8 protein-coding genes and 1 pseudogene are annotated in these 15,425 nt (G+C 62.1%); 4 read left to right on the plus strand and 5 right to left on the minus strand.

Features of this window, described 5'->3' with window-relative positions; all coding sequences use genetic code 11:
* Positions 1-147 (plus strand): annotated as a pseudogene (locus AC1RQC_RS39105) (transketolase family protein); the annotation flags it as partial.
* 1,264 nt (positions 148-1,411) lie between these two features.
* Here the strand turns inward: AC1RQC_RS39105 and AC1RQC_RS39110 are convergent.
* The 4 genes from AC1RQC_RS39110 to AC1RQC_RS39125 form a co-directional block, all read right to left on the minus strand.
* Positions 1,412-4,912, minus strand: a complete 3,501-nt coding sequence (locus AC1RQC_RS39110) for a pyruvate carboxylase (RefSeq protein WP_492814820.1) — start codon at positions 4,910-4,912, stop codon at positions 1,412-1,414.
* An 84-nt stretch (positions 4,913-4,996) separates the two neighbouring features.
* Positions 4,997-6,448 carry an NAD(P)(+) transhydrogenase (Re/Si-specific) subunit beta gene (locus tag AC1RQC_RS39115; protein ID WP_492814821.1) on the minus strand — a complete coding sequence of 484 codons (1,452 nt, stop codon included), beginning with the start codon at positions 6,446-6,448 and terminating at the stop codon, positions 4,997-4,999.
* A gap of 2 nt (positions 6,449-6,450) precedes the next feature.
* A complete protein-coding gene (locus AC1RQC_RS39120) occupies positions 6,451-6,783 on the minus strand; it encodes an NAD(P) transhydrogenase subunit alpha part 2 (protein ID WP_492814823.1) in 333 nt (110 codons plus the stop codon).
* A gap of 20 nt (positions 6,784-6,803) precedes the next feature.
* Positions 6,804-7,919 carry a Re/Si-specific NAD(P)(+) transhydrogenase subunit alpha gene (locus tag AC1RQC_RS39125; RefSeq protein WP_492814825.1) on the minus strand — a complete coding sequence of 372 codons (1,116 nt, stop codon included), beginning with the start codon at positions 7,917-7,919 and terminating at the stop codon, positions 6,804-6,806.
* A gap of 3,298 nt (positions 7,920-11,217) precedes the next feature.
* On the opposite strand from AC1RQC_RS39125, the gene AC1RQC_RS39130 reads away from it, so the two are divergent.
* Genes AC1RQC_RS39130 through AC1RQC_RS39140 form a run of 3 tightly spaced genes read left to right on the plus strand, consistent with a single transcriptional unit; the run spans position 11,218 to position 13,994 of the window.
* The gene (locus tag AC1RQC_RS39130) at positions 11,218-11,979 is read left to right on the plus strand and encodes a crotonase/enoyl-CoA hydratase family protein (protein WP_492814827.1); all 762 of its coding nucleotides are present in this window, start codon (positions 11,218-11,220) and stop codon (positions 11,977-11,979) included.
* A 28-nt stretch (positions 11,980-12,007) separates the two neighbouring features.
* Positions 12,008-12,808, plus strand: coding sequence for a crotonase/enoyl-CoA hydratase family protein (locus AC1RQC_RS39135; RefSeq protein ID WP_492814829.1), 801 nt, complete (start codon positions 12,008-12,010; stop codon positions 12,806-12,808).
* A 40-nt stretch (positions 12,809-12,848) separates the two neighbouring features.
* Positions 12,849-13,994 (plus strand): NADH:flavin oxidoreductase, encoded by a 1,146-nt coding sequence (locus AC1RQC_RS39140; protein WP_492814831.1) that lies wholly within the window; start codon positions 12,849-12,851, stop codon positions 13,992-13,994.
* 267 nt (positions 13,995-14,261) lie between these two features.
* On the opposite strand, the gene AC1RQC_RS39145 is transcribed toward AC1RQC_RS39140, so the two are convergent.
* Entirely contained in the window at positions 14,262-15,062 is an 801-nt protein-coding gene (locus AC1RQC_RS39145) for an SDR family NAD(P)-dependent oxidoreductase (RefSeq protein WP_492814833.1), read from the minus strand.
* Positions 15,063-15,425 lie beyond the last annotated feature (363 nt).

Here is a 15,425-nt window from a genome sequence, read left to right on the forward strand (position 1 = left end):
TTGATGCGCGCGGGCGTCAGCGCGCCATTCCGGCAGATTGGCCTTCCGGACGCGTTCCTCGACGCTGGCGCACTGCCCACGTTGCACGATCGCTACGGCATCTCGACCAACGTCATGGCGGCAACCATCAAGGGCTGGCTAGGCTGACAAGCAACGAAGGGCCGCAGGCATGCACGCGCGGCCCGGCGGCGGTGGGGTAACCACTCACCGCCCCTCAATCCACAGCACCCTTGGTGGGGCGGCGGATTTCCGTTCGCCATCGTCGCCGGATCGGCAGCGTCAGTTTCCGCTTTTTGTAAAAGGTGCCGAGAATCTCCATACCCCGGTGTGTTACACCGGCATGGCGTTCGGCCTCAATAGGGGTGCCAGGCGGCCTACCGCGATGATCGGCTGCACTGCGAATCTGGCGGGGTTGTGAAACCAGACGAACAGATCTCAAATTTCAAAGCACTTCTGTAGGTCATGAGCCGCCCATACGTACGACAGGCCTGGTGGCGAGTATCCGCCTTCGTTGCTGAAGAGCCCCAGTCTGGAAACCGAGGCATGCCAGAAGTTGTCCCACATGAAGCGCAGGTCGACCTGCCGGCTTGTCAATGCAACGCTGCGGCATGGCGCAGCCAGTGAAGCCCCACATCCCATGGCAACGGAGATGCGCTCACACCAGTTCCGAGCGTGGCATTCGAAGCAAAGACGTTCGACAGAGTATCAAGCGAGATCCGACCATCCTATCGTGTGTTGCATGCTCGACAAGGAAGCCCCCTCAAAAAGGGGGTTCGTGCGCAGGGAGAGACCATCGATACTCTATCTATGCAGCATGGATGGGTGTATGTATGAAAGTATCCTCTGATGACACAGCGGCCACGGAGACTCAGCCTAACGGGATGGAGCACGCAGAGATCGCATTTTTGCAGGCGACCAGGATCGCTCGACATGAGCTTCTTCGCGCAAATGGCTGTGCGGAATCGAAGTTCTATGGAACGCTCAGATACGCAGCGCCGGGAGATTTTCACGCGATGGTGACTGCCCAAATGGACCTCAATCAATCTATTGCGATTTTTGCTGAAAGGTATCGCGACGCAATTGCAAACGCAGAACGCGTTCGCTTTCTGGCTACTCTCCCCCCAGCGGCGACGACCGATAACGATGTATCACATGCCAAGGTGGGTCTGATGAGCGCGCTGGTAAGGTACCTGGCAAACCAGCGCGCGGCAGCTCTCGCCTCTCGCCTCTCGACTCGCGCCCAGCCTTGCCGCTGACGTAAATACTTCTAGCGCGAGATCGACGAAGTGCGCAAAGAAGTGACTATCGAAAACGCCTTGCTCAGCTGAACTAAGGCCTGCGTGCTTGCTGCTGTAAAGGGTTGCTGAGCGAGGTTCCAAAGCACCTAGGTCGACACATCGGGCGTCTTTTCTTACGTTTTGCGCCGCAACGCCACCAGCAACTCCTTAGCTGCTACACGATCGCCGGGGACGACATAGACAGCTTCGATCTCGCAGTCGAACTCCGCGGTCAGGTGAGTTTCCATTTTCATGGCCTCCAGAGATGCCAGGGTGCTGCCAGCCGATACTCGTTGGCCCGCTTTGACTGCAACCGTGACCACGGCACCCGGCATGGGCGCGGCCACGTGCAGCGGGTTCGCGGCATCCGCCAGCGGACGGGCTTGGGCGGTCCGTTGTGCGCCGCGCTTCTCGATGCGCGCCATGCGTGACTGGCCATTGAGCTCGAACTGGACCTTGAAGATGCCTTCCTCCTTGTCCGGCTGCACGCTCTGCAGCGCGATCAGCAGTGTCTTTCCCGGTGCGATGTCGACGCCGATCTCCTGCTGAGGCTGCAAGCCGTAGAAGAATGCCGAGGTCGGCAGGGCGGAAGTGTCGCCGTAGCTGCGCCGGTGTTCGAAGTACTCCTTCGTTACCTTGGGATACATCAGGTAGGAGGCGAGTTGCTGGTCGTCGAACTGGCGCCCGCAGTCCGTCTCGGCTTGCGCCCTGGCTTGCTCCAGGTCGACCGGAGCAATCTGGTCGCCGGGGCGGTAAGGCGCCGGCGGCTCCGATTTCAATACCCGGCGCGACAGCGCGGCAGGGAAGCCGTCCGGCGGGAAGCCCAGCTCTCCCTTGAACAGCGAGACCACGGATTCCGGGAAAGCCACTTCCTTGGCGTTGTTGCAGACATCGGCCGCGCTGAGATCGTTGGTCACCATCACTAGCGCCATGTCACCCACCACCTTCGAGGTTGGCGTGACCTTGACGATGTCGCCGAACATGCGGTTGACGTCCGCATAGGCGCGGGAAATCTCGGTCCAGCGATGCTCGATGCCAAGCGAGCGGGCTTGTTCTCGCAGATTGGTGTATTGGCCGCCCGGCATTTCATGGCGGTAGACGTCCGCCGTGCCGGCGCGGATATCGGACTCGAAGGGTGCGTAGTAGCGCCGCACGCCCTCCCAGTACATTGAGGCCTCGTGCAGCCGGTCGGCGTTGAGGCCGGGATCGCGCTCCGTGCCGGCCAGGGCCGCGGCGATGCTCGACAGGTTGGGCTGTGAGGTGAGGCCACTCATGGCATCGAGCGCGCCGTCCACCGCATCGCAGCCGGCCTCGATGGCCGCCAGTGCGGAGGCTGCCGAGATGCCGCTGGTGTCGTGCGTATGAAAGTGCACGGGCAGACCGGTTTCCTCCTTGATTGCCTTGACCAGTGCGGCAGCGGCGCGTGGCCGGCAGATGCCCGCCATATCCTTGACGCCGAGCACGTGCACGCCGGCCCGTTGCAATTCGCGGGCGATGCCGACATAGTATTTGAGGTCGTACTTCGCGCGGGCGCCATCGAAGAGATCTCCCGTGTAGCAAATCGCGCCTTCGCACAGGGCACCATTCTCCCGCACAGCGTCGATGGCCACGCGCATGTTCTCCACCCAGTTGAGCGAGTCGAACACGCGGAACAGGTCCACGCCGCCACTGGCTGCCTGTTTCACGAAGAAGCGCACCACGTTGTCGGCATAGTTTGTGTAGCCGACCGCATTGGAGCCGCGCAGCAGCATCTGGAGCATGACGTTGGGCACGGCTGCGCGCAGTTGGGCCAGCCGCTGCCACGGATCCTCCTTCAGGAAGCGCAGCGCCACGTCGAATGTCGCGCCACCCCAGCATTCCAGCGAGAACAGTTGCGACAGTTCTCGCGCATAGAAGGGCGCGATCGGCAGCATGTCGGCGGTACGCATGCGGGTGGCGAACAGAGACTGGTGCGCATCGCGCATCGTGGTGTCGGTCAGCAGTACCTGCTTTTGCTCCAGCATCCACTGCGCGAACTTGTCTGCGCCCATTGCAAGCAGGCGGTCGCGAGTGCCCGGCGGCGCAGGCGCGCTCACCTCCATACGGGGTAGCACCGGCCTGGGCAACGGCAGTGGCGGCAACGCCCGGCCTGCGACTTCCGGGTTCCCGTTGACAGCCACATCGCCGAGATAGCGCAGCAGCCGAGTGGCGCGGTCGTGTCGCTTGGCAAACGCGAACAGCTCGGGTGTGTTGTCGATAAAGCGGGTCGTGACTTTGCCACTGGCAAAGTCCTGGTGATTGATCACGTTCTCCAGGAACTGCAGGTTCGATGCCACCCCTCGAATGCGGAATTCGCGCAGGGCGCGGTCCATGCGTCGAATCGACTCGGCGGCGGTGGGGGCCCAGGCGGTGACCTTGACCAGCAAGGAATCGTAGTAGGGCGTGATGATCGCGCCGCCATAGGCGGTGCCGGCATCCAGGCGAACCCCGAATCCGGACGCGCTGCGGTAGGCGCTCAGCTGCCCATAGTCCGGGAGAAACCCATTTTCCGGATCTTCGCTGGTAATGCGGCACTGCACGGCATGACCGTTCAGGGCGATGTGCTCTTGATCTGGCACGCCGGCGGCACGCATGGCCACATTCGCCGCGCTGTCGAACTCGTCTTCGATGCGGCCGATCCGCCCGCCTTCGGTAATACGGATCTGGGCCTTGACGATGTCCACGCCCGTGACCATCTCGGTGACGGTGTGCTCCACCTGGATGCGGGGATTGACCTCGATGAAGTAGAACCGGCCGCTATCGGCATCCATCAGGAACTCGACGGTGCCGGCATGGGTGTAGCCGACCGCCCGCATCAGTTTGAGCGCGGCGTTGCACAGCGCCTGACGCCCGGCCGGGTCAAGGTAGGGTGCAGGTGCACGTTCGACGACTTTCTGGTTGCGTCGCTGTACCGTGCAGTCGCGCTCAAAGAGGTGCACGACCTCGCCGTGGCTGTCGCCGAGGATTTGCACCTCTACATGGCGCGCGTTGCGCACTAGCTTTTCCACATAGACCTCGTCGTTGCCAAAGGCAGCCAGCGCCTCACGGCGTGCCACCGGCAGCGAGGCCTCCAGATCCTGTTCGTTCTCCAGCACGCGCATGCCGCGCCCGCCGCCGCCCCAGCTGGCCTTGAGCATCAGGGGATAGCCGACTTGCGCGGCCATGCGCTTGCAGGCGTCGAGGTCGGCCGGGAGCGGCGCCGTGGCTGGCATCACCGGCACGCCGGCGGCGACGGCAGCGTTGCGCGCGGCGACCTTGTTGCCGAGCGTGCGCATCACCTCAGGCGAAGGCCCGATCCAGCGGATGCCAGCGTCGATCACCGCCTGAGCAAAGTCGGGATTCTCTGAAAGAAAGCCGTACCCGGGATGGATGGCATCCACCCCGGTTTGCCTGGCGATGCGCAGCACGTCCTCGATGTCCAGGTACGCCTCCAGCGGCCTTTTTCCTTCGCCAACCAGATAGCTTTCGTCCGCCTTGAAGCGATGCAGGGCCAGGCGATCCTCCTTGGAATAGATCGCCACCGTGCGGATGTTCATTTCGGCCGCCGCACGCATCACGCGGATAGCGATCTCGGAACGGTTGGCGATCAGGATCGATTTGATGAGGAAGGGCTTCATGTTCTAGTCTTGTCCGTTGACAGTCGCGAGAGAGAGGGGTGGGAGGCCAGAGCAGTCGCCTTCGCGATACTCGTCGAAATTTGATCAGGCTGCCTTGCCCATGTCTTCCACCACCTTCTTGGCGTCGCCGAACACCATCATGGTCTTGTCCATGTAGAACAGCTCGTTGTCCAGGCCCGCGTAGCCAGCGGCCATCGAGCGCTTGTTCACGATGATGGTCTTGGCCTTGTAGGCTTCCAGGATCGGCATGCCGGCAATCGGCGAGGCGGGATCGGTCTTGGCGGCCGGGTTGACCACGTCGTTGGCGCCCAGCACCAGCACCACATCCGCCTGGCCGAACTCGCTGTTGATGTCCTCCATTTCGAAGACCTGGTCGTAGGGCACCTCGGCTTCGGCCAGCAGCACGTTCATGTGGCCCGGCATGCGGCCCGCCACCGGGTGGATGGCGTACTTCACCGTCACGCCTTTCTCGACCAGCTTCTCGGTCAGTTCCTTGAGCGCATGCTGCGCGCGTGCCACCGCCAGGCCGTAGCCCGGGACGATGATCACGGTCTCGGCATTGCCCATCAGGAAGGCCGCGTCGTCGGCCGAGCCGGACTTGACGTTGCGCTGCGCCTGGCCGCCGGCAGCGGCCGCCGCGGGCGCGCCGCCAAAGCCGCCGAGCAGCACGTTGAAGAACGAACGGTTCATCGCGCGGCACATGATGTACGACAGGATGGCGCCGGAGGACCCCACCAGCGAGCCGGCAATGATCAGCATCGGGTTGTTCAGCGAGAAGCCGATGCCCGCTGCGGCCCAGCCGGAGTACGAGTTGAGCATCGACACCACCACCGGCATGTCGGCGCCGCCGATCGGGATGATGATCAGCACGCCCAGCACGAAGGCGATCGCCAGCATCAGCAGGAAGGGTAGCCAGTCCTGCGACAGGCAGAAGATGATGCCGAAGCCGATCATGGCCACCGCCAGCAGTAGGTTCAGCAGATGCTGCCCGGCGAAAGACACCGGCGCGCCCTGGAACAGGCGGAACTTGTACTTGCCCGACAGCTTGCCGAAGGCGATCACCGAACCGGAGAAGGTGATGGCACCGACGAAGCAGCCGATGAACAGCTCGATGCGGTTGCCAAACGGGATATCGTGCGAGCCCGGCGGCGTGATGCTGAATGCCGACGGCTCGGCTACCACGGCCACCGCGATGCAGACCGCGGCCATACCGATCAGCGAGTGCATGGCGGCCACCAGCTCGGGCATCTTGGTCATCTCGACCTTTCTTGCCACGTAGGCACCGATGCCGCCGCCAACCACCAGCGCACCGAAGATCAGCGCCATGCCTTCGGCGACCGACGACTGGCCCGCGCCGACGGCCAGGAACTCGTTCTTGAGCTTGGCGATCAGCACCAGCGTGGTCACCGCGGCGATGGCCATGCCGATCATGCCGAAGGCATTGCCGCGCCGCGCGGAGCCGGGATGGGACAGGCCCTTGAGCGCCTGGATGAAACACACCGAGGCGAGCAGATAGAGCAGGGTGACGAGGTTCATGCTCACTTGGCACCCTCCTCATGACCCTTGCCGGCCTTGGCCTTGGGTTCCTTTTTCTTGAACATCTCCAGCATGCGCTGCGTCACCAGGAAGCCACCGAACACGTTGACCGCGGCGAGCGCGACCGCCAGCGTGCCCATGGTGCGGCCCACGGAGCCCTCGGTCAGGCCGGCAGCCAGCATGGCGCCGACGATGATGATGGCCGAGATCGCATTGGTCACGGCCATCAGCGGGGTGTGCAGGGCGGGCGTCACCGTCCAGACCACGTGGTAGCCCACGTAGATCGCTAGCACGAAGATGATCAGGTTGATCACCGTGTGGTTGATGCCTTCCATAGCTGTTCCTTTGCAGTTTCTTATCGTTCCGGCGCCACTTCGGCACCCTTGCTTATCAGGCAGGCCGCGACGATGTCGTCCTCTTGGTCGACGACCAGCCTGTCGTCCTTGACGATCAGCTTGAGGAAGTCAAGCACATTGCGTGCGTAGAGCGCCGACGCGTCGGCCGCCACCATGCTGGCCAGGTTGGTGTGCCCGATCAGCGTGACACCGTGGCGTTCCACCACTTCGTCAGCCACAGTCAGCGGGCAGTTGCCGCCCTGCGCCGCGGCGAGGTCGACCACCACCGAGCCCGGCTTCATCGCCTGCACGGTTTCTTCCTTGAGCAGCACCGGCGCCTGGCGGCCCGGGATCAGCGCGGTAGTGATGACGATGTCGGCGGCCTTGGCACGCTCGTGCACCAGTTCGGCCTGGCGCCGCATCCAGTCGGGTGGCATGGGGCGGGCATAGCCGCCCACGCCCTGCGCGATCTCGCGCTCTTCGTCGGTGACGAAAGGCACATCGAGGAATTTGGCGCCCAGCGATTCGATCTGTTCCTTGACGGCGGGACGCACGTCGGAGGCTTCGATGACCGCGCCCAGCCGCTTGGCGGTAGCGATGGCCTGCAGGCCCGCCACGCCGGCGCCGAGGATCAGCACGCGGGCCGCCTTGACGGTGCCGGCGGCGGTCATCAGCATGGGCATGAAGCGCTGGTAATGATGCGCGGCGACCAGCACGGCCTTGTAGCCGGCGATATTGGCCTGGGAAGAGAGCACGTCCATGCTCTGCGCGCGCGTGGTGCGCGGCGCGGCTTCTAGCGCAAAAGCAACGATCCCGGCCTCGGCCATCCGCGCCTTGTTCCCCGCATCAAAGGGATTGAGCATGCCGACCAGCGCGGCGCCCGGCTTCATCAGAGCAAGCTCGGCATCCATGGGGGCGCGGACCTTAAGCACCAACTGCGCGCCAAAGACTTGCGTCGCGGTGCCAATGGTGGCACCGACGGCCTCATACGCCGAGTCCGGCACGCTGGCGCGAACGCCGGCGCCCGACTGGACGCTGACCTGATGGCCCAGGGCGACGTACTTTTTGACCGTCTCCGGGGTGGCGGCAACACGGGTTTCACCTGCTCGCGTCTCTTGCGGGATGCCAATGTGCATACTACGAAGCTCCTTGAAACTAGTCTGCTAGGGGTGTTTCGCGTTCCATGCTAGCGGCCCTGCTTGTGGAAGTAACGCGTTGCAATGCGTGATAGTCCAGTGCAGCAGGGACACCGAACTTTTCGGCGGGCCGCAGATCCGCGCAGCTTTGCGCAGAATTCCCCACCGCAGGGTGCGGATTGTTGTGGGATCCGCAGTTGGTCACCCCCTTCCTCCAAACGCCAATGGACAATCGGATTGGAAATCCCAAGACGGATTGCAATTCGGATTGATCTGACGGAGTTCAATACCACTGCGAACTTTGAGGGGGGAAGGGCTTTTTGAGGTTACTCAAGATATAAGGGGTCCTAGATGCGCATCACCGCCCAAGAGACAAAATGCTCGGATTGCAGCGCCCGTCGCACCCAACGGGTGCGACAAGTGAGGCAAGTGAAACACGAGGTAGCGAGCGTGACCTCATGCTGAGGATGTGCTCCACCCAGTCCGCGCTGCATATACTCATGGGGCAAAAATCGCCTGGCGTCAAGCTCGAGCTCCAGGCAGTCATCGCACAGTCGAGAGTGGTCCGCAGTGGGACTGTTTTGCAAGCCATTCTGATCATTTCTTGGACTAACAGAAGGGCGCGCGCAAGTCCAGCGTCGAACGCTGGCCCAATAGAGAGCACCCAAATCTGGATCTGTCGTTTCCATCAGTGCAAGTCGGCCTAGTTCCAAGTGATGCAGATCCAGCGTCCCTTGTTCCGCAGCACATGCAAGGAGAATTAACTGCTGACGTCCGTTTGCGAGCGTAATCCACTCGTTCAGGAGGCTTGCCAAATTCTGCCGATAGGCTGCACTGCCGGGTAAGGCGCCAACCTGCGCAACTCGTTCGGCCAGGACACGCGTGCGACGCACTTCGGCAATCAGAGCTGATGATGTCGACCGCCTAGTTTTAGCGCCTCGGGCGCTCTCTCGCATCCTCGTTGACATTGCCGAGAAAATACCTTGAGCTTTGGGAATTTACAGGCTCAGACAGCCCACTTTCGAAGTTGCCCGAGATGGCTGTGGCGAACGCAGATCGGCACCACGTGCGCGATTCATCTGCATTCGTTCGCCGTCATTGTCGGTCGAAAACAGGGGAAGGACATCGTCCACGCCGGCATACGGAATTGACTTTCAATGATGTACAGGAGCAAAGGGAGTCCACGCCAGCAGGTCAGTGTTTACTCTCGGATGGGCCCCCAGTTGAGCACGGGAGCACTTGTCGTTATCGCCTCTGGCGAGTTTGCTGGAGCGCAACGGTGCGGGATGCCGAATTAGTTTGGCGCAACCGTGAGAGTGGCCATCTCAGGTCCTTCCACTGGGCTGGTCGGCACATGAAGCTACTTCGCGACTTCGGCACGGTACTCGCCGTGGACCCAGATCGCGCCCGGGTCGGGTGCGGGCTTCATGAGATCTTCATTGATCTGATCGCGCTATAAGAGCTTATGTCAGAGGCAGCCTGTCGCGTGAAAGGCGGAAGGAAATGAGGTGTAAACGTGGGCGGATATTGTGCAACTCGTCGACACGGTCCGGTCGAGAACTATCTGCCGCGGATTCGCCCGCCCGGAGAAAAAGGCGCATTCCGCCCATGACCGTGTGTGTTTCCCAGCACCTTTTAACTAAACCCGCATTGCGGAAAATCTGCGATGGCCGGCGCGCCGGACCAGGCGCAGGTCGACCCGTCGTTAGTGTAGGAGCAATTCTTCATCGTGAGACTGTCGGTATTGGTGGCCGCCTGGTCGCATCGAGTGAAGAGCGCTGCAGTTGCAGATAACTTTCATGGCAACAGGGGACAATCCCGTTCAGGACACTGCAGATACGATAAGTCCACAGATCCGGTGTGGTCGCAAGACCAAATCAGTGCGCCGCTGTCAGGCGCACAACGATCATGACTGCCGTCGTGGAATACTAGTGCAAGATACCCGTGCGTAGTTTGGATAGGTACTCCGGTCACATGCTGCTCGCCATCGTCTACATCCAGCCGGATTGGGCAATGACTAGTGCGAGGCGGAAGGCCGGTTAGGCAGAAGGCCCTGTTCTGGCAAAGAGAAATGCAGCTCGGCTCCCAGAACTCCGGCTATCACGAATATGAAGTCAAGTTCAGCCAGAGCTTTGCCGCCGAGGCTAACCTCGAATTCACTAAGGAGCGACACCTGTCCGCGCGACGGCACCCAGTGATGCGCTATGGCAGTGCTCAAGCATATGGATACAGCGGGTCTCAACGCCGCCGCGATTCCGAACCCACGGAATCGCAATGCCGATAGTCGAACGTTGCATTGGACCTGTCATCAGTCTCCTTCTATTGAGATTACTGACTTCTTCCGTGAGAAGCCAGCCGAAGATTTTGTTAGCGGCGTATGAGGGGATGACATCCACCGTGTCGCGCAGGCTCAGAAGCCGTTGTCATTCTGTATCAAGACGTTGTGCCCAGCCACACATAGTTAGCCAAAACGGCCTGTGAAAACAGAAGAGGCCGTCGCGCTAGCAGGAGACATCATGAAACTTCGTCGAACCCACAGATATGGCCGGGTCATCTCGGCCGTCCTACGCGTTGCTCTGTTGGCCGCCATCGGTCTTGCAATCACCTTTATTTGGAACGAGGACGACCAAACAGCTGACGGACCTCCCGGTACCGCGGACGAACCAATGGCTTCGGCTGCTCCGCCTCCTCCCTCTGTCTCGATAGAGCGGCTGTTTTCTGCTTGGAGTGCTTCTAACTGAATGGGGATTCGCGAAGATGTGGCCGGACCGACCGTCACCGAGGTATCGCGCACCGCCGCCACAAGCAAGATTGAATGCGGACCGGGGAAAGTCCGATGCCTCGGTACAGCATAGAGTCGACAGCATCCATTATCTGCGGGGGATAGCAGTATTCAGGATCGTCGAGACAAGTGTAGTGCATTGATTGTGTACGACCAGCGGGACACCCGTGATCCGGTCACAAAGAAGCCGTAAGCGGCGGTTGCGTCATGGCACGGCGAGGATTGGCAAGAGTGCGTGGGCGTTCCCCCGTCGGCCCCAGCCCTGCCCGTGAACGGCGCATGACGCCTGAAATAGTTGGGGGTCGCGGTTCGGCAATTGCAATCCCGGCGAGCGCGGCACAAGCCTGTCTCGATGCTCGGCTGAATCGTCGCGAACGACATCGTCGAGCAGACCGTGACTGAGCGGTCTGCGGCCCTGGTATCACAGGGGCCTGGTCCCGCCGCAGGAAATCACTGATAACCAGATGCTGACCGACGAGACGATCTGCATTTCACTACGCTAAGGAAGAACGAACCATGTCCGAAGTAATCTTCGAGGTGGCCGACGGCATTGCCACTATCACGATCAACCGTCCGGAAGCCCGCAATGCTGTCAATGCGGCAGTGGCGCTTGCCATCGCCGATGCGACCGACCAGATCGACCGACGCGATGACATCCAGGTTGCGATCCTCACTGGCGCCGGCGGCACCTTCTCGGCGGGAATGGACCTCAAGGCGTTCCTGCGCGGTGAGAACGTCAAGCCGTACGAGCGCGGCTTCGCGGGTCTGACCAACGCAAAGATCTCTAAGCCGCTGATCGCTGCTGTGGAAGGGCCCGCACTTGCTGGCGGCTTTGAGATGGCACTGGCCTGCGACCTGATTGTTGCCTCCGAGATCTCAACATTCGGCCTGCCGGAAGTCAAACGCGGACTAGTCGCCAATGCGGGCGGGCTCGTGCGGCTTCCGCGCCAACTCCCCTACCGCGTGGCGCTGGAACTTGCGCTGACCGGCAATACGATCTCGGCGCAGGAATTGCGCGCTTACGGTCTGATCAACAGGATCGCTCCGGTCGGTCAAGTGCTGGCGGCAGCCTTTGAGCTGGCCACGAGCATCGCCGCGAATGGGCCGATGGCGGTGGCCGTGAGCAAGAGGGTAATGCAGCAATCACAGGACTGGTCCAGCGACGAACTCTTCGACCGACAGAACGAGCACACCATGTCGGTATTCAAGTCGGCCGATGCGAAGGAGGGCGCGACCGCCTTTGCCGAGAAACGCAAGCCGGTCTGGACGGGAGTCTGAGGCTCTTTACCCTGAACGGAGTTCAGCCATGAATGACATCCTGCTGCGCGGTTCGATTGACGGAATCGTGACCCTGACACTGAATCGGCCCGAACAGCGCAACCCGATATCCGACCCTTCGATGATCGACGCGCTGTGCGACGCGATCGAAGCAGCGGACGCGGACCTTGGGGCGCGCGTCGTGATACTGACCGGCGCCGGCTCGGCGTTCTCGACCGGCGGCAACATCCATTCGATGCAGCCGGGCGGCGGTCTGGTCGATGCCCGGCCGATCCAGACCAGGCAGAACTACCGCCGCGGCATCCAGCGGCTGCCACTGCTGTTCGAGCAAATCGAAATCCCAGTGATCGCGGCCGTTAATGGCCCGGCGATTGGTGCCGGCTGTGATCTAGCGTGCATGTGCGACATCCGTATCGCGGGTGAAAGCGCGCGTTTCGCGGAAAGCTTCGTCAAGCTCGGCATCGTGCCTGGTGATGGCGGCGCTTGGCTGCTGCCGCGCGTCATCGGCTTCTCAAAGGCCTGCGAGCTGGCTTTCACCGGTGACGTGATCAACGCGCGCGACGCACTGGCCTGCGGCCTGGTCTCGCAAGTTGTCGAGGACACCGAACTGCTTACCGCGGCCAAGGCCATCGCTGGCCGTATCGCGGGAAACCCATCGCATGCGGTGCGCATGACCAAGCGGCTATTGCGCGAGGCGCGCACCGCCTCCTTGTCCACCATCCTGGAGCTTTCGGCCGCTGCACAAGCACTTTCGCACGCTACTGCCGATCATGCCGAAGCGGTCAGCGCCTTTCACGCCAAGCGCGCGCCGCAGTTCGGACAAGGCTGAAGCCGCTTCTAACGGACGTGCATTCTGAAGGCACGACACCATGACACGTCATAGCCTGTCTGCACCACTTGCGATCCGCTCGTTCACGATTCCGAACCGGATCGTGATGTCACCGATGACCCGCGGCTTCTGTCCGGGCGGAATACCGACCGCTGAGGTTGCGGACTATTACGCGCGCCGCGCGGCCGGCGGCTGCGGCCTCATCCTCACCGAGGCAGTTGGAATCGATCACCCATCGGCGCTCGGCGACGCCGGTCTCGGCGAGGACAATATCCCGTCGCTGCACGGGGACGTGCGGATCGCGGGGTGGCGACGGGTCGTCGAGTCGGTGCATGCTGCGGGCGGTCGCATCGTGCCTCAGCTATGGCACCAGGGCGTGCTGCGTCTTCCTGGTACCGGGCCGAATCCAAATGCGCCGACGCTGGGCCCGTCCGGCATTTGGGGGCCACTCGGCCGCACGTCCTCCGTGGCCGCCGAGAAGATCCCGGCGAGTCCGGGAATTGGGCCTCCGATGAGCGAGTCCGAGATCGAAGAGGTGATCGAGGCCTACGTCCGCTCCGCTCGCAATGCCATGCTCGCGGGCTTCGATGGCATCGCGATTCACGGTGCTCACGGCTATCTGATCGACACCTTTCTGTGGGAGGAAAGCAACCTGCGCAACGACCGGTGGGGTGGCAATCGGGTGCGGCGCACCGCATTCGCGGTGGAAATCGTGAGTCGCATCCGCCAAGCGATCGGGTCCAACTTACCAATCTTTTTCCGCTTCTCTCAATGGAAGCAGCAGGATTTCCGCGCGCGGCTCGCGACGACGCCCCAGGAACTCGAAGAAGTGCTGGGACCGTTGGCCGACGCGGGCGTGGACGTTTTCGACGCCAGCGTGCGCTACTTCGACAAGGCCGCCTATCCGGACTCCGACCTCAGCCTCGCGGGCTGGGCGAAGAAGCTGACCGGCAAGCTGTCGATGGCGGTCGGCGGAGTCGGCATCAATAAGGGCATGTACGACGGCGGAAATGGCGTTGCTGCCGCGGACAACGTGGATCGGGTGGTTAGCCGCTTCCAGCGCGGCGAGTTCGATCTGGTCGCGGTGGGTCGCGCGATACTCGGCGACCCTGAATGGGCGTGCAAAGCAATAGCCGGCAAGGCGGCTTATCCATTCGATCCCACCATGCTGAGCCGGCTCGCCTGAGCCACCCGTCCGAAATCGACGGCTTGAACGCGAAGAACGAAGAACTTGGGATATCGAGATTGCCCAATCCGCGATCGGGATAATTCCGCGAGACCCGCTCGCAGCGAGGTAGTGTCGCCAGGGAGGCTGCTGCGTCGCCCCGTGGCGTCCTCCAGCGGGCTCGCCCTACTCGGCGTGTCATCAAGGATCGAGCGCCATAGGCACCTCGAATCCGGCCTCACCGCCTTTGGCTAGCGGCCATCTGGCATGGCCGTAACTTGGTCCAGCTCAATCTTTTGGCCGCCTCCGGCCCATTGACGCGAGGCCGCTTTCCGACATTTCGTCAGGGAAGAGCTGGCGGCGTAGATGGCTGCCGCCATCGACATGTATGACCTCGCCGGTGATCGACTTTGCGTCGGCCGCCAACCAGACGATCATGCTAGCCAGCTCGCTAGGATCGACAGCTGCGCCCAGCGGCACCTCGCGCAGGAAGCGATCGAACATGCCGGCTCTTCGCCACCGCCGCGCTTGGGGCCCCTCCAGGATGCCCGCCTTCAAGGCGTTAACTCGGATACCACGCGGAGCGTATTCGACGGCGGCATAGCGTACAAACGTATTGAGTGCACCCTTCGCGCATGAATAAGCGACGCTGCCGGGCAGCACGTCGGTAGATGTGATGGTGGAGAATAACGTTGCGACGCCACCGGCGGGCATGTGCCGTGTGGCATACCGGATGAACTGGAATGGCCCGACGAAGTTGACCGCCAGGGCTTCGAGCAGTTTTTCCACGCCGGTCTCGTCGATCGAGGCAAACGAACCCTGTCCGACCGCGGCCACCGCGATGTCGATGTGGCCGCGTTGCTCGACCGCCGCAGTCACGAGTCCCGCGATGTCCGCCTCGCTTGAGGCATCGCATCGAACGGCCGTACCCCCAATTTCCGCGGCGAGCTCTTCGATTGCCTCCTGTCGGCGCGCGGCCACAATTACATGTGCACCCTCCTGGGCTAGCCGATGTGAAACAACCCACCCCGAGCCTCCCCGCTGCGACGCACCCAGCACCACGGCAACCTTTCCTTGAAGTCGGCCCACGATCCGCTACCCCTCTTGTTCGAAGATGTTAGTTCAGTGCCAGTGTAGTGATGATCTCCACCGCGCTGCTCGCGATGTCCATACCGGGCAAAGTGAGTTTCGTCTCAGGACAAGGTTCGGCTTGTGAACCCAAGGCCGCTACGTCGACGCGAAGATGAGTAGGGCCCTGAAATTGCCGCTAGCCGGCGCTTGGTAGCACGCCGGCGCCAACTCCCTCTCGGAAGGCGCAAAGATTGCGATCTGAGGCAAAAGCGTTTGCGTCGACGGAAGTGGCCCTCCTGCCGGCGCAGCTTATGCTTGCTATCAGCCGTGCGAAGGTTGACTCACCCATCGCGGCGACAACTCTTGGGGCGCAATTCGCGC

This window comes from Cupriavidus sp. GW822-FHT03E04 (assembly GCF_058801495.1).